Here is a 20,459-nt window from a genome sequence, read left to right on the forward strand (position 1 = left end):
ATAGACTGCTTTTACATCAAGGTTCGAATCCTTCTTTGCTCACGTAGAGCTGTTCTTTCGGGAAAACATGGAGAAAACGCTCATAAACCGCCTTATAGGCAGTAGGATGATACCATTCTTCCAGCCCCAGTGACTCGTAAAGCGCACCAATTTTTAAGCTACGCGTTCGTCTCCCCCCACTGCCATCTCCCATAAAATAATCATCAATACAGACACGGTTGACCAGAGGCAACAGCTTGTCTGCAAAATGTTCACTGCTTGGAAGCATCGGAGCAATCGTAGCTTGCGTTGGTACACCTGCCTCTTTTAACAATTGCAGCGTTTGGAGACGAGCCTGGATGGGAGGAGCCTCCGGTGTAAAATGTTTGCGTATATCTTCTCGGTCTGTTTCTACAGTCATACTCACACGTACACGATCCTCCAATCGGAGCAGTAAATCGATATCCCGCCGTACCAGTGGACTGCGCGTCTGTAAAAAGAGAAAATCTGGTGGATCCTCCACCATCACCTCCAGCAGAGACCGGGTCACCTCTTCCTTGTACTCGGCAGGCTGATAAGGATCGGTGCTTGACGACATGAAAATCGTGACTTTACCTTTGGATTTGGCTCTACGAAGCTCCTTGCGAAGAATATCTGCTGCCTGATTTTTTATATCAACCCATGTCCCCCACGCTTCCTTCCGAAATGTGGAGACTGGCAATTGGCGTACATAGCAATACGAGCAACCAAAGGTACAACCTGTATACGGGTTCAACGAATGTGTATACCCTGACAAGAAGCCGGTCCCTTTATTCAAAAGAGTCTTGGGGGATTTGTAATACTCATTTTTCATACTGAACCGATGCCACACTTTCCTTTTCGAGCTGTAAAAGCTTCACCTTCATGTCTAAACCACCACGATATCCGGTCATAGCTCCATTTTTACCGATGACCCGATGACAAGGGACCGTGACCAAAATCGGATTAGCACCGATGGCAGCCCCCACCGCACGAACAGAGGCTGGCTTTTGAATAGCGTTGGCAATGTCTGAATAGGATAATGTTTCCCCATACGGAATATCACACAACGCATTCCAAACCGCCATCTGGAACGCAGTCCCATGAAAATCAAAGGGCAATGTAAATTGGGTGCGCTTCCCTTGGAGATATTCAATCAGCTCCTTGGCATAGGGCTGTAAAGCAGCATCCTCTTCAACTAAAGGGCTGCCGGATAATCGACTTCCCGCCCATGAAAACAATTCCTCTACAGGTTGATTGGGCGAGCCCACATAACATAATCCTTCCGATGTAGCTGCAATATATAAATTCCAATCCTCATAGGTCATCCATGACCAATAGATCGTTTTATTCATTTGATGTGCCATGCTGTGTACCTCCATTTTGTGCTTCTTTGGATTTGAATCGACGATATTGCAACGGGGTGTAGCCTGTATTCTTTTTAAATAACGTAATAAAGTAAGGTGCATTGGACAGACCTACGTTTCCCCCCACTTCCGCAACAGATATATCTGAGCAAATGAGCAGCTTCTTCGCTTGTTCCAACCTGGTCTGCTGTATATATTCCATTGGAGTTATATGCATGATCCGCTTGAAGGTACGATGTAAATGATACGGACTTCCATGGCTTATTTCAGCCAGGATGTGCAATGTTAAGTCCTTCATATAGTTAGAATTCACGTATTCTGTAACCAGTGCGATCCATTCATGATCAGGCAATCGTTGTCCTGTCGGTTTACATCTTTTGCATGGACGAAAATGCTCGTTCAATGCTTGCTCTACTGTTTTAAACAAACGAATGTTTTCTCTTTTGGGAGGTCGGGATTTGCAGGAGGGGCGACAAAATATTCCCGTTGTCTTCACAGCGTACAAAAATTCCTCATCATAAGACTTGTCGTTTTCTACAATAGCTCTCCACTTGTCGTCAGTTATGGATAAATCGGATGTACTCATTCAAATCACCTCTCTGATGCAAATGTGGCCTCCCACATATCTATGGCAGGATTATTCAAAATCCCTCTGTCTAAATTATAGACTAAATAGTGAACATATGTACCCTTCTTGGAATGTAAAGGCAAGATAACGAAAAAAAGATGACTCCCCGCGGAGCCACCTTTGATCTTACTTATCTATCTTATTTAGGCTTGAAGCTTGCTCGGTTTGGCGGTGATCGTCAACTCATCTGCAGGAGGCTGATATTCCTTTGACCAGTACTCGGTATTTGAAATACCTGCCTTCTCCGGGTCAAACACCGGGTCAAGCCCTTGCCTCCGCTGCTGTTCGTAATCCTTAAGCACAAGAAGAGCAGGCTTGGCCAACAGAATCATACCCATCAGATTCACCCAAAGCATAATGCCGACACCCATATCCCCCAGTGTCCATGCCAGAGCCGATTCCTTGACGACCGTTCCATAGAACGTCGAACCCAGAATAACCAGCTTTAGGACGAACATGGGCCATTTGGCTTTACGGTCGGCAACCAGGTAGGCCATATTCGTTTCTGCGATGTAATAATACGCGATAATGGTCGTAAATGCGAAAAAGAACAAGGTAATGGACAGCATACTCGATCCAAAACCGGGAAATACCGATTCAATAGCAGCCTGTGTATATTGGGTTCCCTCTTCAACACCCGGGAGATGTTGCACAATAAAATTGCCACCAGGTCCCTTCACGTTGTACATACCTGTGAATAAGACCATAAAAGCCGTAGATGTACAGACTAAAAAGGTATCTACATAGACGGAAAACGCCTGAACTAGCCCCTGTTTTGCTGGATGGGACACTTCTGCAGCGGCTGCCGGGTGCGCACCAGAGCCTTGTCCGGCTTCGTTGGAATAAATCCCCCGCTTTACACCCCAAGCAATCGCCGTCCCTGCCATACCGCCGAACACAGAATCCACGCCAAAGGCACTACGAAAGATCAGCGAAAATACATCGGGAAGCGCAGTAATGTTCGTCATCATAATGTAGAAAGAGACGAGGATGTAACCGAGTGCCATAAACGGAATGACAACCTGAGCCACATTGGCAATCCTTTTTACACCACCAAAAATGATAAGCGCCAGCAACACGACTACTAGAATCCCCGAAACCTTCATATCCATGCCAAACGAGCTATGAAAAGCTACGGCAATGGAGTTCGATTGAGTTCCCGGCATCAGTAAACACATCGCCACCAACGCAGCAACCGCAAAAATGACGGCAAACCATTTTAAGCCTGTCCCTTTTTCAATATAAAAGGCTGGGCCGCCTCGGTACTGACCATCGCGCTTTACCTTATATACTTGAGCCAATGTGGATTCAACAAACGCAGTAGCCGATCCGATAAAGGCCATGACCCACATCCAAAATATCGCCCCGGGTCCACCCATTCCGACTGCCAATGCAATCCCAGCAATATTTCCCGTCCCTACACGCCCCGATAGCGCCATCGTAAAGGCCTGAAAGGAGGATACACCTGCCTCGGAACTTTTCCCTTTAAATACTAGACGAATCATCTCTTTGAAATGCCTGATTTGTAGGAATCGAGTCATGATCGAAAATAATAGCCCCACGCCCAAACAGACATATACCACAGGATTGCTCCAAATGACGCCGTTTACTGCCTCTGCCCACTGCTCTAACATTCCTTGTATTTCCCCCCTGATCAATCAATTAATTTTCTTGTCTATGTTTTCAGAAAATTTGCATAATTACAAAAAATTATAGATTAGTTTTTACCCCCATACAAGTTAATTTAATTGACATATTGTCAATTACAAGTGGGCTTACCGACTACTTGAAAGGCCGACAAAAAAGCTCTGATGATCCGGGAATATGGATCATCAGAGCCTTGTCCTTAAGACATTTAGGCAATGCTTTCTTTCTCATTCAGAGCGCTAGACAGTTTCAACAGCGGGGCCTGCTCTGTTACCTCTCCTTGAGCGATTGGAAGGACTTCAGTATATTCGGAAGAATTCGTAATGATAACTGGCGTAATCGTAGGATAACCCTCTGCCCTGATTTGCTCAACATCAAACTCAAGCAGTAGGTCCCCAGCTTTCACCTGATCGCCTTCTTTGATATGGGACGTAAAATGTTTACCGTCCAGCTTGACCGTATCTACTCCGACGTGAATCAGAACTTCTGCGCCATGATGCGAAACAACTGCAAGCGCATGTTTTTTCTTGAACGCCACGGTGATGGTTCCATCGAACGGGGCCACGACTCTGCCCGTTGTCGGTTGGATGGCGATCCCTTTGCCCATAGCTTCCGAAGCAAAGGCAGGATCGGGAACCTCCGACAAAGCGACCACAGTTCCTTCAATTGGGCTGAGTACCTCTTCATTAGAAACAACAACTGTAGAGGTCGATTCTTTAGCTGAATTGTTAGTAGTTTCCTCTTCTTCAACTGGATCTTCAAAACCTAAAATATAAGTCAAGATAGCCGACACCAGGAATGAAACGGTAATCCCTAAAATCAATCCCGGGAAGCCTTGTCCACCAGGGCCGTAAAAGATCGGCAAGGTCAGCAATCCAGGTGCGCCGGAGGCAAATGCTTGCGTTCCCGCTTGACCGATAATGGCACCACCGACAGCACCACCGATAATACCTGCAATAAACGGACGTTTCAACGGCAGCGTAACCCCATAAACTGCTGGCTCCGTGATGCCGAACAAAGCGGTAAGTGTAGCGGAACCCGCCAGCGTTTTCAGCTTTTTATTTTTCGTTTTCAGCATAACACCGAACGAAGCGCCGGTTTGAGCAAAGATGGAAGCCGCAGCTGAAGGCTTGATCCCGTCTCTGCCATTAACAGCAATATTATTAATGAATACAGGTACAAGACCCCAGTGAACACCAAAAATAACGAGCAGCTGCCAGCAAGCACCAAGGATTGCTCCAGCTAGCAATGGACTAAAGCTAAATGCAGCAACGAGTGCAGTAGCGATCGCGTTGCCCACATACACCCCGACTGGACCAAACACGATCAGCGTTAGAGGAAGCATAATTACAAGTAGAATCAAAGGTGTAATAAAGTTTTTGACGCTCTCATGGATCACTCGATTGCACCATTTTTCCAGCTTACTCATGACGATGACGGCTAAAATGATCGGAATAACGGTAGATGAATAACTCATCATCACAATAGGAATACCGAAAAAGTCCGTAGGTGTAGCTTCCGTTTTTAGCGTGACAATGGTCGGGTAAAGCAACCCTCCGGCAATGGTCAGGGCAACGAAGATATTACCTCCGAATTTCCGTGCTGTTGTAACCGCTAACAAGAGAGGGAGGAAATAAAACAAGCTGTCGGCCGCAGCATACAAAATCATATAGGTAGTGTCTTTCGGTAGCAACCAGCCAAGGTTACTCGCAATCAGCAGCAGACCTTTCAAAATACCGGACCCCGCCATAACTCCGAGCAAAGGTGCAAAAATGCTGGAAATTACGTCGATCACGGCACCAAATCCTTTGTTGCCTTTAGCTGAATGATCTTCTTTTCCAGTTTCATTCAAGATATTGGATACATTGCCGATTGCATTATATACCTCTGGTACTTTGTTGCCGACTACAACCTGGAACTGACCACCGCTCTGCTTCACAGTGATAATTCCGTCGGTTTTTTCCAACTTTCCCTTGTCTGCTTTTGCCTCATCTTTTAGCACAAAACGCAGGCGTGTGGCGCAGTGAACGAGCGATACTACATTTTTTTCGCCACCTACCAGGTGTACAATTTCTTTGGCCAGTTTTTCATAACTCATGATAGACACCTCCATGTTCTAAGGGGCTTTTTACATATTTAGGCACACAAAAAACCTAAGCCTTGAAAAATGGTGGGCACTTTAGTCCCGCAATTTTTCATGACTTAGGTTTTGCCTGCATAACCAGTAACAATCCCAGTTAAAACTTATTAAATTCCTGTTACTCTCATAATATAATCAATATACCATATTTGTCAACAAAAACTTTCGATCGTCTATTCTTGATCCTTTTTCGTTGAAAACATTCGACTTACCTGTTCACCACCCGTTCAATATGCACGGTCAGATACAGCTTTTCTTCGTTCGTTAATTCGTGGTTGTATTCTTTTTGCACAAAAGCTCCGATTTTCTCTGTACAAGCAGCCGCTTCCTTATGCTTTTCCTTAATCATGTCATACAAATGATCATAGTTATTTTCGTAGTGATTTCCCTTAAATACACGCTGGGCGAAAAATTTCAGATGCGTAATAAAACGGAAATAGCTCAGAGAGTCCTCGTCGAACTCCACCTTAAAATGATATTTTGCGATATTGATAATTTGCTGGATAAACTTCGTGATACTCATGGTCGTAATGACTTCCTCGTTCATTTCAGCATTCACGATGTGAATCGCAATATAAGCTGCTTCGTCCACAGGCAGTTCAATACCGAGCCTTTGTTTGATTTGCTCCAGCGTTTTCAGACCAATCGCGAATTCTTCTTTGTACAGCTGCTTGACTTCCCACAATAACGCGTTTTTGATTTCCAATCCTTCCTGGTATCTTTCAACAGCGAAATTGATATGATCGGTCAGTGAAACATAAATATTTTCGTTCAGCTTTCTGTTCAGATTATGCTTGGCGTCATTAATAACTTCCTCCACAATCACAATCAAATCAAGCGGTACCTCACGCAGCAGCATTTTGAAATTATCGGATGTCTGCTTGTTTTTCAGAGCAAACACCTTCTGAATTCTGGTTTCGTCTACTTTGTCTCCAGGCTTTTTCTTAAAAGCAATCCCCCGACCCATCACCACGAGCTCGGTACCGTCCGTCTGGTAGACGCTGATTACATTGTTGTTAATGACCTTTGCTATGTTCATCTCGATCCCCCGTTCCATATGCCAGCAAGAGCCACACTTGCTCCATCCTCTTTATTGTAAACAGAAAAAAACCGAAGCACGCCAAATAAACAAGACTGTAACATCTTCTTATTTGTGGCTTAGGTTTTGCCTGCTACGCAGTAACAATCCTAAAAATGATGGAATTGCGTCAAGTATAGCCCGAAGAGGAACGATTGTCAACGCTTTCAATGAAGAAACGAAGATCGGAAATCCCCGTGGGTCCGGGACGTCCGATCCTGTTTACTTGTGGTATGATTATTCGCCCAGATTTTCGCCGTCGGAATGAATTACGTTTTTGTACCAGTGGAAGCTTTTCTTTTTAATACGTTTCAACGAACCGTTGCCTTCGTTGTCACGGTCCACATAAATATAACCGTAGCGTTTTTTCATCTCTCCTGAGGAAGCGCTGACAATGTCAATAGGTCCCCAACTTGTGTAACCGATAATTTCGACTCCGTCTTGAAGAGCCTCACCCATTTCGGCAATATGCCGCTTGAGATAGTCGATCCGGTAATCGTCGTTAACTTCTCCTTCAGGCGAAACCACATCATTGGCACCAAAACCGTTTTCCACTACGAACAGTGGCTTTTGGTAACGGTCATGCAATTGGTTGGCTGTGATGCGGAATCCTTTTGGATCGATCGTCCATCCCCATTCGGACTTGTCCAGATATGGATTGGCCACGGAGCCAAATACATTACCACTAGTCATGTTCTTAACGATTTCCGGGTCTGTGCTGGTCGTCCGGCTCGAATAATAGCTGAATCCGATATAGTCAACGGTATGATCTTTCAGAATGGCTGCGTCGCCTGATTCCATCTCAATGTTTAATCCATGATCCTTGAAGAAGCGCTTCGCATAACCAGGATATTCGCCGCGTGACTGTACATCAATGAAGAAGTAGGACTCGCGGTCTTTTTCCATGCCCTGATACACATCTTCGGGGTTACATGTATACGGGTAGAAGCTGCCGGCAGCAAGCATACAGCCAATCTTGGCATCCGGGATAATCTCGTGACACGCTTTTACAGCCAACGCGCTTGCCACAAGCTGATGATGTGCAGCCTGATACTGAATCTGTTTAACGTTTTCACCTTCTTGAAAAACAAGACCGGCGCCGAGAAACGGCAAATGGAGAAGCATGTTAATCTCGTTGAATGTCATCCAGTATTTCACTTTATCCTTGTAGCGGGTGAATACTGTTTTAGCATAGGTTTCAAACAGGCCTACCAGCTTCCGGCTCCGCCAGCTTCCATATTTCTCGACTAGATCTACCGGCACGTCAAAATGAGCAAGGGTAACGACTGGCTGAATGCCATGTTTATGCAACTCGTCGAACAAATCATCGTAGAATTGCAAACCTGCTTCATTGGGAGTAGCGTCTTCTCCCGTTGGAAAAATACGAGCCCAGGCAATGGAAACACGCAGCGCCTTGAAGCCCATTTCTGCAAATAGCGCAATATCCTCGCTATAGTGATGATAGAAATCAATGGCTTCGTGGGAAGGATAGAATTCGCTTTCAAGTGGAGTCAGCGAGGGAACATTTCCTTTCATTATGCTTCTTCTCTTCTCTCCGGTAGGCAGCAGATCCACCAGACTCAATCCTTTACCATCTTCCAAATAAGCGCCCTCAGCCTGATTGGCAGCAAGAGCACCGCCCCATAAAAAGTCTTTAGGGAAAATATAACTGGACATAAACATTCTCCTTCCAAATGTGTGATAAAAGGGGTAGCGAAGGGTCACAGACAATAAAAAAACCCAAACCAGCCTGTATACACTTACAGTGTAAACAAGCCAATTCAGGTTATGCCCTATCGGTAACATCCCATGAAAAGGTTATACGTATTTGATTGAAACTCTAACAAAGATTTGGGAACCTGTCAAATTCATTTGATATAATAACACGCAATTAACAACCCAACAGCATTACTTCAATCGCCTATTGGGTAATGAATAGAAAGACCCAACCCAAGGTGGCGATAGACATGAAGAAACGAAGAAATCGGCGATCTACTCAGTCGCTAATTTAAAATATTTTGTTGCAAGAAATTTAGGAAATCTCTTTGCATAGAGCCAAGAGGAATAATTTTTTTGATTATCTTGAACCTCCAATGCTGTCCTTTACTGTTAAATGACCATATTGCAGAAGAGAGATATATGGAATGATATTTTTGTTCTTGTAAATCAGCTACTTCAAATTCAACTTTTTGTACTACTTTAGTGGAAAATAGATTGAGGAAAAGGATAATAATTTTATCATTATTTAGGAGTAATATAGCCCGACTTGTCCAAGCCGAAAGGCTTTGAGGAGTTGAATAGCAGATAAGCATGTTAGGTTCTCTATGCGATTCAGTTAGCTTATTAATAGTTTTTTTGTTAATGAATATCATAATCAAATACCTTTCTATTTGGATGTTCAAATGAAATAGCATTTTAAAAAATATCTTTCAAAATATTCAAAATTCGAATTGTTTCCAATTGTTGTTTAATGATTCGTTTCATAAACTGGCCGACATGAAGCTTAATCTTATAAAACTCCCAAAAAACACGTTATTCACCACATTGGATTTAAGCCACAGCCATAGCCCCTCGACTGGATTCAGATTGGGACTATAGGACGGAAGAAAGTCCAGGTGCAGGCGTAGATGTTTCTATCTCATTTGACAATATAATTAGTCTCATTTAATGTTATGAACCACACAGCCCCTGTGAGTTATAGGATAAATTGAGACAAAAACATCCCAAAATGGACTGTTTTTATATCATGAATTTTAATTAAGTGGCCATTTGTCTCGTCTATATCTTTTAAAATTGGTTTTTTCAAGTCAACAAAGTGATATTTATTTTCATCTTGATCCAGGTACTTCACGTTTTCTTTTATTATTGAAAAGAAGGATTATATTTGCCTTTTGAAAATTAAAACCTTTAATCGCCTCAGCTCCGCCGTTATCCAATTCCTTATTGACTTCTGGCATTTAATTGCTCCCTTCAAAAAACTAATGCAAATAATCAGTCCTGATATTCTTGATTTATGCTGCTAATTGAAACTAAACTTTCGATCACAATCTTCCATTCTCAAACAAATTATAACCTTTCCTAGGCATTTGGTCACGAATTTTAGAGTTGAAGTATTTATAAAAATACCCCCTAGATATAGGGGCTAATTGTATACTAAAATCGTTATTTATCAATACTGCTAGGGTGTATAGGGAATTGTTCTCAAATTAAACTCGACACCAGCTTAATTTTTTCTCTATCTCCTACCAGCGTTTATACATATGTAAACGTAGGTTGAAAGCCAATCATGCCTCAGGTTGGTTCCTTACGCCCCACTCACATAACCCTTCCAAAACGGATAAGAGTGTTTTCGCTTTATCTGTAAGACTGTACTCGACTTTAGGGGGAACTTGAGGATACTCCTTCCGTATCACCATACCGTCCGCTTCCAATTCTTTAAGTTGGGAACTCAATGTTTTGAAAGTAATAGCTCCAATCTGTCTTTTCATATCATTAAAACGGACTGGTTGGTTTTCTGCCAAGAGATACATAGTAACCATTTTCCACTTACCACCAATAACTGACAATGTATAACCAAAAGGTGTATCCTGAATATTTTTAACTTTGCCTTTATATTCAGCCATACTCATATTCACACTATCCTTTCTGATAGTACCTATCAATAAAGTGCGTACTATATTTTTATTTGCACTCATTTTATACTGACCTTACTTTGAAATAAAAGAGAGAAATAATGACTACTGTAAAAACTTATAATCACGATCTTTGGGATCATGGCATCACCCAAGGCTACGGTGTTAACGGAACCATCTACATTTCGGAACAATTTTCCCATGATACGGAGGGCGCGTTTGTTGGCGAGGGCGATATCGAGGCTCAGACCCGGCAGACGCTGGACAATCTCGATCGCGTGCTGGCGGGATTTGGTATCACGAAGTCGAACCTCGCTTATGTGGAGGTCTATCTGACCAACGCACATGAGCACTTCGAGCCATGCATCCAGCTGTTCAAAGGAGTACGTGGGACAACACCGGCCGGTCGGCAGCTGCATTGGCGTGACACACCTAGCGTCCCCTCAGCAACTGATTGAAATCAGCGCCGTCTCTCACACGGACTAACTCGGTTACCGCGGTTTGTCGGACTTCTAAAAAACGATCCTGTTAAAAAAGTTTATGGGCGGCTGCCTTCTCGTTATGATAAAGTAATCGTCTCTCGGTAGTTCAATCTAGACTGATGTGAATCTTGTTCATCCTAAGCCAAACAGGAGTTTAAAACAGAGTATTTTCTTCGAGCGGTTGTGTCTCACGTAGATCCCTAGACTTCCGAACAGAGGGCGAGTAAAAAACGTCACTATGCATGTGCTGAATTTTATCCCAGTTGCCAGGATTGGCCGTATCTGGAGAGCGGTGCTCCAGGATGGCCTGATTTAAGGCCGTTTTTTGTTCCAAATGAGCAACGTGCTGTTTGGCTTCTTCGAGCTTCACGAGCGCCGCTTCCTTATGCTCCATCATGAGTGTGTAGCGTTGCAGAATGGTCGAATCCCCTTCGAGACAGAAATCGACGTACATTTTAATGACTCCAATCGGCATCCCGGATTGCTTTAGACATTTGACGCCATGCAACCAGTTGATCGATTCTTCGTCGAACATCCGAATGTTGTTTTGATTGCGCTGTACGCTTGGCACTAGGCCTTTATCCGTGTAAAAGCGTACAGCGTGCTCGGTGAGTCCCGTTATCTTGGCGGCTTCTTTGACTGTATACATGTGGAATCCTCCTTGGAAAAATAAAAATTTTTGAAGTGGGCTTGACTTCGTGTAACACGAAGGCGATAGGCTTATTGTAATGCAAGTCGACCGTAAGCGGAAGCCCACTGAGGTGCCCGAGTTCCGCGGCCGTTTGCGTTTTACATTTGAACAATGGGAGGAAATACAATGCAAACCGTAACATTAAACAATGGTGTAAAAATGCCAATCATCGGCTTTGGTGTCTACCAAGTTCCAGATGCTGAAGAATGCGAAAACGCCGTATATGAAGCGCTGATGGCTGGTTACCGCCTGATCGACACCGCCGCCGGTTATCTGAATGAGGAAGCGGTCGGTCGTGCCATCAAGCGCAGCGGCGTACCGCGTGAGCAACTGTTCATCACAACCAAGCTCTGGGTTCAGGATGCTGGCTACGAGAGTGCCAAGCTCGCGTTTGCCAAATCCTTGAATAAGCTGCAACTCGACTATCTCGATCTGTACCTTATTCACCAGCCGTTTGGCGATTACTACGGTGCTTGGCGTGCGATGGAAGACCTGTACCGCGAAGGCAAGATTAAGGCGATCGGTGTCAGCAACTTCCTACCCGACCGCCTGATGGACCTCATCGTTCATAACGAAATCGTACCCGCCGTTAATCAGATCGAAACGCACCCGTTCTACCAGCAGACAGAGAGCGCAGCTTTTATGAAAGAGCAGGGAGTTCAACACCAGTCGTGGGCCCCGTTCGCTGAGGGACTTAACAACATGTTCAAAAACGAAGTGCTGGTCTCGATCGCAGAAAAACACAACAAGTCCGTCGCTCAGGTCGTATTGCGCTGGCTTGTTCAGCGTGAAGTGGTTGTAATTCCAAAATCGGTGAGAAAAGAGCGGATCGTCGAAAACTTTGACATTTTCGATTTTGAGTTGAGCGCGGATGATATCGAACAAATTTCAGCCCTCGATACGCGGCAAAGTCTTTTCTTATCTTACCGCGACCCGGAAGTCGCCAAGATGATGGGCAACTGGAGATTCGATCTGTAAACCTTGATCGAACCGTAAAATTATCACGCGTTTATCCTTATCTATAAAGAAAGGACAGGATGGTCTGGTCATCCCCCTGTCCTTTCTTTACTTGAATTGACCCTTGAATTCGCTTTTCCGCTTTATAATGATGTCACCTTTCGCTTATTCATAATAAACTCCTATTAGAGCAATTAATTCTAGTCTGCTTCTAATAGAAGATTTAGACTGATTTATTCAACGAGCATCTCTGTTAGTGCAATTCTCAGCTTGTGTTCGTGACTAGATATTTTTCGGTTTTGTCAGTTGGAAGTTGGGATACACAAATATCTACGCGAAGTGCCGCGGATTCCAAGGAAATTTTCCAAGCAGGGAATAAAAAAACGGACCCATTTTCTGATTCCAGAACCTGCTTCATGTTGAGCCAATCTGCCCGTTAGCTTAATTAGGCATCTTGTGTATAGTGCATAAAGATATCTTTATGGACAACGAAATTGCTAGCCAGTTCTAGGAACGTCGCAGTTTATAATAATTGGAACAAATTCAATACCTACAAAATGAAGCACCCGCAGCAGGGTATGAGGTCTTTTACTTTTATTTTAGAACAGAAACAGCCACATTATCGGCTGCCGTCTCCTTGTGTCTATTGACATCGTTTCCCGCAAGCCCAATAGTAGATGGTTATTTACCTGCTTATTAATCAAAAGAAAAACGATTAACTTCTCCAAGCTTGGTATCAGTACACGGATATGCTTGATCTCTGGTATAGACATGCACATTTCAATTCTAGCGACCACTTCAACCGATTCGGAAATTCAACATGCTTGTGACTACAGTAGCTACTAACTATAAGCCCTTCTCTTCTTCTTCCGAATTAGCATGGTCAGGAAAAGGAGGACAGGCAGAGCAATCTGAAAGATAGGCCAGACTTGAACCAAGGCTACATGAAGACCGAACCACAAAAATTCGGTTAACCTAGGAGAGAGAAACGTAAGAGCGTATATGATGATGCTTAGCAACAGTAAAGCAGGCTTATATCTAAAGGGGGTTATCGTTTGAAGCCCAATGACGGCACCAAACATAAAGCCAGCCGTTTTGACTCCGATTCCAATAAATAGAATCATCGAAAACAGGACATCAGCTCTCTCAACGATCTTGGGTAGCTGAATTAGTTGAGTAACCTCAAATAAGGGATAGGTGCTTGATGCCGCCCATTCCGGACCTAGAACCAGGATTGTTAGTTCATTCATTACAATAAGGAACGAAGCAGTGATCCAGTAAACAATGATGATCGATCGCTGTAATTTACGTTTATCCGTGACGATCTTGAACAGCACAAGAAAAAGAATCGTCTGCCCGAAGGGGAAAGACACAATCTCGGGTATGGCAGTCTTCACTACGGGAGTTAAACCGTTCTCCAATACAGGAAACAAAAATTCAAAGTGAATGAGTCCTGTAAAAGGAGTAAGCACTAGTAACATGCAGTAACCAAACGCAACAAGAAGCAGAAATATATGACATAGAAGGAACCAGACTCTCGGTCCAAACCACACCACATCGGCACAGACAGTTAACGCTATAAACGTAATAACTTCGGTAGGGGTTCTGTTTAGCAATGTCAATGCGCCGAGCTCCCCTATGTCCCTGACACTCCTGGAAGCTTCATAAGCAAAGTAACTAATGAACAGAAGCCCACCCAGACTACCAACCCATTTTCCCCAATAATGACATAGGAGCTCGTACAAATCCCGATGTGGTTCAAGTTTATGTATGGATAAATGCATGATTAGCAGTACAAAGCCCGCAAGTGCACCGATCAACATGGCTAGCCATGCATCCTGCTTGGCTTTACCTCCCAATAGGAATAATGTAGTACTGCCAACCTGAAACAAGGAAAAGGCGATAGCTAACCCGGATACTCTAGTAACGGTTTCACGCATGCTTTTTAAGCCCCTTCATATAAATGAGTTAGGTTTCACTTCCGATATGCTTCTGTAGGAGTCCAGGACGCTGAATCCGTGTATCCACTCGAATGTCCAGTTTCATCTTCTTAAACTCCTGATCCCAATCATTTTCCAAAGTCCTCCACTCCCTTGGGAACCTTCGGTGAATCCGTTCAGCAAAACCAGTTGCGTCCACACCAAGTTCCTGAAGTTTAGCCCAGCCTTCATTTATCGTTCTGGTCACTTCTTTTGAAATCTGCTCTTCCAAATCATGTATGGTTTCCGTCTTGGAAATATCTTTAGTGCATGTGCTTTCGTTTAAAGTCCCGTTAATTTTAACTCCAACCTGCATGGTGTAATGAAAACTCGTTTTCCTGGGCGTAAGCTTTACAACCGCAGAGTTTACTATTAGGGAAGAGTACATTTTTCTGCCAAGTTGTTCGCTGCAAGGGAACGAAATTTCGGTGTTGTTAACCTTTTGAGACAGATAAGATACTCCCAGACTCTCGTCCTTGTCGAGAAAACCTTTGAGCTTTCCGTTTTGAAATACCCCCAATTTAGTCAATGCCAGCTTGAGCGGGGCCGAGGTTTTTTTGAAAACATTCAGACTTTCTGCTTCCTGCTCGTTCTGATGGTCTCTTTCTCCAACCAACTCGGCGACCGGTACCCCAATGGATTTGGAATCCGAGTTCATGCTCAATACGAAATCATAAACCCTAACTTTCGGAAACACTGATAAAATATCGCTCTCTTTGTTAACCAATTCAGCCATGGCGGCGCCTTGAAGTTTTTCAGGCGGCAATAATTTCTTTAATAGATCGGATGCTAGTCCGTCCGTTACAATCATATTTACCATCTCCCTCGCTTCCGTATTACGAAGATAAAAATCGATTAAACGGTCCATTCCTTTCTCAGCCGCTCTTTTACCGATAAATACAACACGATTATGTGCTATGTAAATTCGTCTTGATGTTTCCAAATTGCTGTATGATAACGCCTGGCTATAGGTTTTGGACTTTACAGAGAGTACATGGGATGCCGGTTGGGAAGATCCTCCCGTTCCTCCCCCGGTTCCACTTGCAATGGCGGAGGGAACAATAATCTGATAGGACATCATCCACTGTCCGTCGTCCATCATATCTACTCCAGTAGCCGCAGTTACCCACAGCTCATTCAGTTCGACTCGGTTCCAGCAACCTGCCAAAATGAATAATACGACCAAGACCAAAATAAATCTGCCTAATTGAGACATACCGGTTCCTCCTTATTACGCCATGGGATCTCGACCGTGTTCCCCCGCTTGTTCTGCATATGATTCCTGTTTCGTTGCCTGCTTTACTGGATTGGAATCCCCAATCATTACAGGCCGCTTCTTCATCTTCCATCTAGGTACACGCACAAACAGGTCTTTCATATTGCTCTTATAGAAAGGTGCGAGCGGCATCATATAAGGAACGCCGAACGAATTCACAGATACTAATCGAACGAGGATGGGAATCAAGCCCGCCAAAACACCGTATAACCCAAATAAACCTGCCACCAGCATGAGTCCAAACCTGAGCAAACGAACAGCCCCCGCCATATTGATGGCAGGTAGCACAAAGTTACAGATGGCTGTGAATGATACCACAATCACCATAGCTGCGGAAACCAACCCCGCCTGAACAGCAGCTTGTCCAAGAACCAAAGCCCCAACAATAGAGATTGCAGGCCCTACGGCGCGCGGCATTCGTACTCCCGCTTCGCGGATAACCTCGAAGGTCAGCTCCATTAGCATCGCCTCAAGCAGTGCTGGCAATGGTGTATTTTCTCTCTGTGCAGCCAGAGTGATAAGCAGTGTTGTAGGCAGCATTTCCTGGTGAAACGTAGTTGTTGCAATGTAGAACGAGGGTAATAGCAATGCCAAGAAAAAGGATGACATCCGAACGATCCGAAGAAAAGATGCCAGATCATAACGCTGGTAGTAGTCCTCAGTGGATGCTATAAATCGAAAAAAGGTTACGGGAGCAATCAGGGCAAATGGGGTCCCATCAACCAATATCGAAACTTGCCCTTCAAGCAAGCTGCCTGCTACAGTATCCGGGCGCTCAGTGTTAACCATGGTTGGAAAGGGTGTCCATACCCCATCATGAATAAATTCCTCGATATATCCGCTTTCGAGAATACTGTCCGTGTTAATGGAGTCTAACCGTCTGGAGATTTCCTTAACCACCTCCGGATCTGCAATGCCTCGAATATATGCCACAGATACCTTCGTTTGTGTGTATGATCCGATAAGTCGAGAATCAATGTGGAGTTCAGCTGATTTGATCCTTCTCCGGAGGAGCGCGATATTGGTGGAAATATCCTCCGTAAACCCCTCTTTAGGGCCGCGAATTACTGTCTGCGATGTTGGCTCCTCAACCGCTCTTTTAGCCCCCCCGCTGAGAGAAGCAGCAAAGGCCTTGGTGCTGCCTTCAACAAGGAGAGCCACCTGTCCATAAAGAACGGCATGGATAAGTGCCTTCTCATTTTCAAGGCAAGTGATGCCCCCAATAGGAATACGATCCATCAACCAACTTTCAACATTACGATCAGAGACATCTCCATTTCGAATGCCTGCAGTGAGCTCCTCCAGCAGTGTCGTTAAAATTTGCTGATCAATCAGGCCTTGAAGAAAACCTACAGCGAGAACCGGATTGCCCTGTTTATCGTTCAGACAACGAAGAATGAAATCCGTGCTATGTCCTATATCCTGCTTCAGTAGGGTCATGTTGTCCTTAAGCGTGCCACTCAGCTCTTTGGATAATTCAGTCGATTTTTCGTCATTAACTGGTTCAGGGCTCGTGCCATTGTTAGATCGTGAAGGCTGCTTAAACAGCCATTTTTTTAACTTGTCAACCATAGTAATACAGTTCCCTTCTAGATAGCGGTTAACTGTAATATGTTGCTATTACATGATTTATATGTACGATTCTTGCAAAAAAAATCATTTCATACCAATCCTATTGCAACTATGATTACAACTGTGAAGGTCCTGTTGCTTAACTAAGTAAAGCAAATCCTCGCTAACCTTAAATTGGTCGGCGGGGGTATTCTTCTATTTGCTTAAATGCCTAGTCATAGCACGTATTTATACAATATTAAGATGTAAATAGATAAAGGAGGTTAAAGGCATGGGTGCATAAAGGTATAGATTCATATGGCGGCGGTATGTGGACTTCTACAGGGGCAATCTTAGTGCTATTTATTCTGTTAGTTATAATCAGTAAATCACTTTGGGTTTAATTTTGTGAAAAGAACTGTTGAATAACAAAAGAGTTTCCTTATGGTCGGCAGAGCTTTTTTTGTTACAGCAATTGCACAATATGTTTTTAATTCAGGAGTGGATTGAGTGTCATCACTACTGTACCCATTTCTCAATTGCTTCATATAATAGCTTGTAAAGCGAAGGAGAGAATGGCGTGCTAGGTGAGTTAGAGTATAAGATACTACAAGTACTTTATGACTTTTGGGAACAAAAGCTAAAGTTAAGTGCTATTGAAGAATTAAAGATTAAAACAGGGAGAAGCAAGGATGATATTGAGAGGGCTCTGTCTATTTTAGAACAAAATAAGAATATAATTTGGACTGAAAAGCGTTGCATTTAATTGATCTTTCATTATGGTTAGTAGTTAATAGAACGTTAAAAGTAAATTAATCTAGAACAGCTACAAATATGTGCTTCTAAAATTTCTAATACATAAGCTCTGTTTATAATCAGGAGTTGGAGAGCGGGTAAGGTCACAAGTTGGTTGATGTGCAGACGAAACAAAAGTTATTGTTAAATAGAAAATCCCCGCTAATCTTGGTTGGTCGGCGGGGATTTTTGTTGAAACAATCTAAGGACAGTGTGTTTTATGTTGTACAAATTTATGATTCCCAGAAGGGAAGAATTAATGTGTAAATTAAAAGCAATGCTGCATTACAAATAATGTATACAAAATAAGCTCTCTGTTATGATTAATTGAATTGGCAGATTAAGACAAAGTGATCGTAAGAATCAGCATAAATAGCAACTCAAAAAACACCCTGAAATCCCCTATATCCAACGTAAATACCCTATTAGTAGATATTGAAAAAACACCTAGGCTGCAAAACTGACGTCGGTATCCTACTAACGTCAGTTTGTTTAATTTTCGTTGTGTTCGCCTTCGGTTGTAGAACCGTATGTAGTTTCTCGATTCGATTTTGTGCTTCCGCCAGATCTCGGATATCTAAGGGGAGAGACCTTCCGTTTTGGGATGCGAGAAGAAGCTCTCCATGAACGTTGTCTAGCAATCGCCCCGTGTTCATTCTCTTAGTTCCGTTGTCTCATCGCCTCAAATAATAGCACCGTAGAAGCCATCGCTGCGTTCAGTGATTCCGCTTGCCCCTGCATCGGAATGAATACCGACTCATCCACCATGCGCGCGGTAGCAGCAGAAATACCTTGGCCTTCGTTTCCGATCACAAGCCAAGTGGAAGCACGCAAATCTATGGTATAGCATGACAAGCTCGCATCCAGCGAGGTGCTGAGCAAGCGGGCACCTTTACTTTTGGCTTGCGGTAAAAGCTCCTCCAGGCTGCCTTCAATCACCGGCAGGTGAAACAACGATCCCATTGTGGAGCGGATCGTTTTGGGATTGTACAGGTCGGCGCAGCCATGACCCAATATTACGCCTGCGGCTCCAGCAGCGTCCGCGCTGCGGATGATGGTGCCTACATTGCCGGGGTCCTGCACCCCGTCCAGCACCATCACCAGTGCATCCGGCTGCTCCAGCAATGCCGGGAATGCACTGCGCTCCTCCTTACGCACGATGGCAAAGACCGACTGCGGCGTCTTCGTATCGGTGCATTTTGCAATGACCGCCGCTGACACGGGAACCCATTCCACCGGCTGGTCGACTTGATCTAGGCCATTCAGCTCAGCGGGAATGCCCTTGTCCAAATCATAGGCGACGGTTTCGACAGCCACGTCCGAACGCAGCGCTTCCTGCACCAGATGAATACCTTCGACAATATATTTATGCTGCCGTGTGCGATGCTTTTTCTCCAGCAGTTGCGCCCACTCTTTTACACGCGCATTATTCGGTGAAATGATTTCCATTCGTTTAACCTTCCGTTTCTTTGGTCCTTTTCTTTAAACATAAATGATGTATCACTTTTGCTTTAACACCAAGCCACATTAGGCTGCAAAAGCCAGCTCCAGCTTGGTCAGATCATCCTTGTGGCCTACAATGACCAGCACATCACCCGGCTCCAGACGATCTTCGGCATAAGGTGAAATGTTCATTTCCTGATTTCTGCGAATCGCCATCACATTGCAGCCGAAGCGTGCACGTATGTCTAGCTCCTTCAGGTTTTTTCCAATCATGGAATCGGCGGCTCTCATCTCCAAAATACTGTAGTCCTTGGACAGCTCGATATAATCCAAAATGTTGGGAGATGTCAAATGATGGGCTACCCGTAACCCCATATCCCGTTCAGGGTAAACGACTTTATCCGCACCTATTTTTTGCAGCACTTTCCCATGCAGTTCATTTTGTGCCTTGACCACAAGAGCGGGTACGCCCATGTCCTTGAGAATCAATGTCGTCAGAATACTGGCCTGTATATCTTCACCAATCGCAACTACGATTACGTCAAAATTTCGGATACCCAGCGCTCGCAGCGCTTCCTCATCCGTCGAGTCGGCAGACACCGCATGCGTCACAATATTCGACATTTCCTGTGTACGCTGCTCGTCCGAGTCAATAGCCAGCACATCAAAACCCATCTCACTCAGCGCACTGGCAACACTGGAACCAAAACGGCCCATACCAATGACCGCATACTGTTTTTTTGCCATTCCTTCTTTACCTCCCGATCACCATACTGTCCGTCATAGTATAGCATAT

Annotated in this window: 19 protein-coding genes and 2 pseudogenes; 4 read left to right on the top strand and 17 right to left on the bottom strand. The window is 44.2% G+C overall.

Features of this window, described 5'->3' with window-relative positions; translation table 11 throughout:
• Window positions 1–16 precede the first annotated feature (16 nt).
• From T3H97_RS21200 to T3H97_RS21245, 10 genes are all read right to left on the bottom strand, one after another.
• Window positions 17–832 carry an SPL family radical SAM protein gene (locus T3H97_RS21200; RefSeq protein ID WP_328800801.1) on the bottom strand — a complete coding sequence of 272 codons (816 nt, stop codon included), beginning with the start codon at window positions 830–832 and terminating at the stop codon, window positions 17–19.
• The gene (locus T3H97_RS21205) at window positions 822–1,364 is read right to left on the bottom strand and encodes a methylated-DNA--[protein]-cysteine S-methyltransferase (RefSeq protein WP_328800803.1); all 543 of its coding nucleotides are present in this window, start codon (window positions 1,362–1,364) and stop codon (window positions 822–824) included. The genes T3H97_RS21200 and T3H97_RS21205 overlap by 11 nt, the downstream gene beginning before the upstream one ends.
• The gene (locus T3H97_RS21210; RefSeq protein WP_328800804.1) at window positions 1,345–1,950 is read right to left on the bottom strand and encodes a bifunctional transcriptional activator/DNA repair enzyme AdaA; all 606 of its coding nucleotides are present in this window, start codon (window positions 1,948–1,950) and stop codon (window positions 1,345–1,347) included. Before T3H97_RS21210 ends, T3H97_RS21205 begins: the two co-directional genes overlap by 20 nt.
• Window positions 1,951–2,135: 185 nt before the next feature.
• Window positions 2,136–3,626, bottom strand: coding sequence for an alanine/glycine:cation symporter family protein (locus T3H97_RS21215; RefSeq protein WP_328800805.1), 1,491 nt, complete (start codon window positions 3,624–3,626; stop codon window positions 2,136–2,138).
• 221 nt (window positions 3,627–3,847) lie between these two features.
• On the bottom strand, window positions 3,848–5,737 hold the full coding sequence (locus T3H97_RS21220; protein ID WP_134903501.1) for a beta-glucoside-specific PTS transporter subunit IIABC: 1,890 nt from the start codon (window positions 5,735–5,737) through the stop codon (window positions 3,848–3,850).
• 250 nt (window positions 5,738–5,987) lie between these two features.
• On the bottom strand, window positions 5,988–6,818 hold the full coding sequence (gene licT / locus T3H97_RS21225; protein ID WP_328800806.1) for a BglG family transcription antiterminator LicT: 831 nt from the start codon (window positions 6,816–6,818) through the stop codon (window positions 5,988–5,990).
• Between the two features lie 276 nt (window positions 6,819–7,094).
• Window positions 7,095–8,534, bottom strand: coding sequence for a 6-phospho-beta-glucosidase (locus T3H97_RS21230; protein ID WP_250240315.1), 1,440 nt, complete (start codon window positions 8,532–8,534; stop codon window positions 7,095–7,097).
• Window positions 8,535–9,337: 803 nt separating this feature from the next.
• Window positions 9,338–9,478: a transposase gene (locus T3H97_RS21235; RefSeq protein WP_328802862.1), complete on the bottom strand. Its 141-nt coding sequence runs from the start codon at window positions 9,476–9,478 to the stop codon at window positions 9,338–9,340.
• Between the two features lie 207 nt (window positions 9,479–9,685).
• Window positions 9,686–9,814: a hypothetical protein gene (locus T3H97_RS21240; RefSeq protein WP_328800807.1), complete on the bottom strand. Its 129-nt coding sequence runs from the start codon at window positions 9,812–9,814 to the stop codon at window positions 9,686–9,688.
• A gap of 327 nt (window positions 9,815–10,141) precedes the next feature.
• Complete coding sequence (locus tag T3H97_RS21245) at window positions 10,142–10,486, bottom strand: winged helix-turn-helix transcriptional regulator (protein WP_328800808.1); 345 nt, start codon at window positions 10,484–10,486, stop codon at window positions 10,142–10,144.
• A 104-nt stretch (window positions 10,487–10,590) separates the two neighbouring features.
• Here T3H97_RS21245 and T3H97_RS21250 point away from each other — a divergent pair.
• Window positions 10,591–10,975: pseudogene (locus tag T3H97_RS21250) on the top strand (RidA family protein).
• A 150-nt stretch (window positions 10,976–11,125) separates the two neighbouring features.
• Here T3H97_RS21250 and T3H97_RS21255 read toward each other — a convergent pair.
• Window positions 11,126–11,620 carry a MerR family transcriptional regulator gene (locus T3H97_RS21255; RefSeq protein WP_328800809.1) on the bottom strand — a complete coding sequence of 165 codons (495 nt, stop codon included), beginning with the start codon at window positions 11,618–11,620 and terminating at the stop codon, window positions 11,126–11,128.
• A 168-nt stretch (window positions 11,621–11,788) separates the two neighbouring features.
• On the opposite strand from T3H97_RS21255, the gene T3H97_RS21260 reads away from it, so the two are divergent.
• Entirely contained in the window at window positions 11,789–12,640 is an 852-nt protein-coding gene (locus T3H97_RS21260) for an aldo/keto reductase (RefSeq protein WP_328800810.1), read from the top strand.
• A gap of 821 nt (window positions 12,641–13,461) precedes the next feature.
• Here T3H97_RS21260 and T3H97_RS21265 read toward each other — a convergent pair.
• Genes T3H97_RS21265 through T3H97_RS21275 form a run of 3 tightly spaced genes read right to left on the bottom strand, consistent with a single transcriptional unit; the run spans window position 13,462 to window position 17,446 of the window.
• Entirely contained in the window at window positions 13,462–14,559 is a 1,098-nt protein-coding gene (locus T3H97_RS21265; RefSeq protein WP_328800811.1) for a GerAB/ArcD/ProY family transporter, read from the bottom strand.
• Window positions 14,560–14,587: 28 nt separating this feature from the next.
• Window positions 14,588–15,814, bottom strand: coding sequence for a Ger(x)C family spore germination protein (locus T3H97_RS21270; RefSeq protein WP_328800812.1), 1,227 nt, complete (start codon window positions 15,812–15,814; stop codon window positions 14,588–14,590).
• Between the two features lie 15 nt (window positions 15,815–15,829).
• Window positions 15,830–17,446 (bottom strand): spore germination protein, encoded by a 1,617-nt coding sequence (locus T3H97_RS21275; protein ID WP_328800813.1) that lies wholly within the window; start codon window positions 17,444–17,446, stop codon window positions 15,830–15,832.
• A 308-nt stretch (window positions 17,447–17,754) separates the two neighbouring features.
• On the opposite strand from T3H97_RS21275, the gene T3H97_RS21280 reads away from it, so the two are divergent.
• Together T3H97_RS21280 and T3H97_RS21285 are read left to right on the top strand one after the other, a co-directional pair.
• Window positions 17,755–17,829, top strand: a complete 75-nt coding sequence (locus tag T3H97_RS21280; RefSeq protein WP_328802863.1) for a YjcZ family sporulation protein — start codon at window positions 17,755–17,757, stop codon at window positions 17,827–17,829.
• A gap of 176 nt (window positions 17,830–18,005) precedes the next feature.
• The gene (locus tag T3H97_RS21285) at window positions 18,006–18,191 is read left to right on the top strand and encodes a hypothetical protein (RefSeq protein WP_328800814.1); all 186 of its coding nucleotides are present in this window, start codon (window positions 18,006–18,008) and stop codon (window positions 18,189–18,191) included.
• 369 nt (window positions 18,192–18,560) lie between these two features.
• Here T3H97_RS21285 and T3H97_RS26470 read toward each other — a convergent pair whose 3' ends face one another.
• The 3 genes and pseudogenes from T3H97_RS26470 to T3H97_RS21295 form a co-directional block, all read right to left on the bottom strand.
• Window positions 18,561–18,797: an IS3 family transposase gene (locus tag T3H97_RS26470; RefSeq protein WP_442955652.1), complete on the bottom strand. Its 237-nt coding sequence runs from the start codon at window positions 18,795–18,797 to the stop codon at window positions 18,561–18,563.
• 83 nt (window positions 18,798–18,880) lie between these two features.
• The gene (locus T3H97_RS21290) at window positions 18,881–19,669 is read right to left on the bottom strand and encodes a TrmH family RNA methyltransferase (protein ID WP_328800815.1); all 789 of its coding nucleotides are present in this window, start codon (window positions 19,667–19,669) and stop codon (window positions 18,881–18,883) included.
• Window positions 19,670–19,747: 78 nt separating this feature from the next.
• Window positions 19,748–20,413 (bottom strand): annotated as a pseudogene (locus tag T3H97_RS21295) (potassium channel family protein); the annotation flags it as partial.
• Between the last annotated feature and the right edge of the window lie 46 nt (window positions 20,414–20,459).

It is taken from the genome of Paenibacillus sp. LX16, from assembly GCF_036252815.1.
In the GTDB taxonomy this organism is placed as follows: Bacteria; Bacillota; Bacilli; order Paenibacillales; family Paenibacillaceae; genus Paenibacillus; species Paenibacillus polymyxa_B.

Coding starts and splice junctions, on each gene's coding strand:
- T3H97_RS21200 (WP_328800801.1), bottom strand. CDS start 832: ATGAAAAATGAGTATTACAAATCCCCCAAGACTCTTTTGAATAAAGGG.
- T3H97_RS21205 (WP_328800803.1), bottom strand. CDS start 1,364: ATGGCACATCAAATGAATAAAACGATCTATTGGTCATGGATGACCTAT.
- T3H97_RS21210 (WP_328800804.1), bottom strand. CDS start 1,950: ATGAGTACATCCGATTTATCCATAACTGACGACAAGTGGAGAGCTATT.
- T3H97_RS21215 (WP_328800805.1), bottom strand. CDS start 3,626: ATGTTAGAGCAGTGGGCAGAGGCAGTAAACGGCGTCATTTGGAGCAAT.
- T3H97_RS21220 (WP_134903501.1), bottom strand. CDS start 5,737: ATGAGTTATGAAAAACTGGCCAAAGAAATTGTACACCTGGTAGGTGGC.
- licT (WP_328800806.1), bottom strand. CDS start 6,818: ATGAACATAGCAAAGGTCATTAACAACAATGTAATCAGCGTCTACCAG.
- T3H97_RS21230 (WP_250240315.1), bottom strand. CDS start 8,534: ATGTCCAGTTATATTTTCCCTAAAGACTTTTTATGGGGCGGTGCTCTT.
- T3H97_RS21240 (WP_328800807.1), bottom strand. CDS start 9,814: ATGCCAGAAGTCAATAAGGAATTGGATAACGGCGGAGCTGAGGCGATT.
- T3H97_RS21245 (WP_328800808.1), bottom strand. CDS start 10,486: ATGAGTATGGCTGAATATAAAGGCAAAGTTAAAAATATTCAGGATACA.
- T3H97_RS21255 (WP_328800809.1), bottom strand. CDS start 11,620: ATGTATACAGTCAAAGAAGCCGCCAAGATAACGGGACTCACCGAGCAC.
- T3H97_RS21260 (WP_328800810.1), top strand. CDS start 11,789: ATGCAAACCGTAACATTAAACAATGGTGTAAAAATGCCAATCATCGGC.
- T3H97_RS21265 (WP_328800811.1), bottom strand. CDS start 14,559: ATGCGTGAAACCGTTACTAGAGTATCCGGGTTAGCTATCGCCTTTTCC.
- T3H97_RS21270 (WP_328800812.1), bottom strand. CDS start 15,814: ATGTCTCAATTAGGCAGATTTATTTTGGTCTTGGTCGTATTATTCATT.
- T3H97_RS21275 (WP_328800813.1), bottom strand. CDS start 17,446: ATGGTTGACAAGTTAAAAAAATGGCTGTTTAAGCAGCCTTCACGATCT.
- T3H97_RS21290 (WP_328800815.1), bottom strand. CDS start 19,669: ATGGAAATCATTTCACCGAATAATGCGCGTGTAAAAGAGTGGGCGCAA.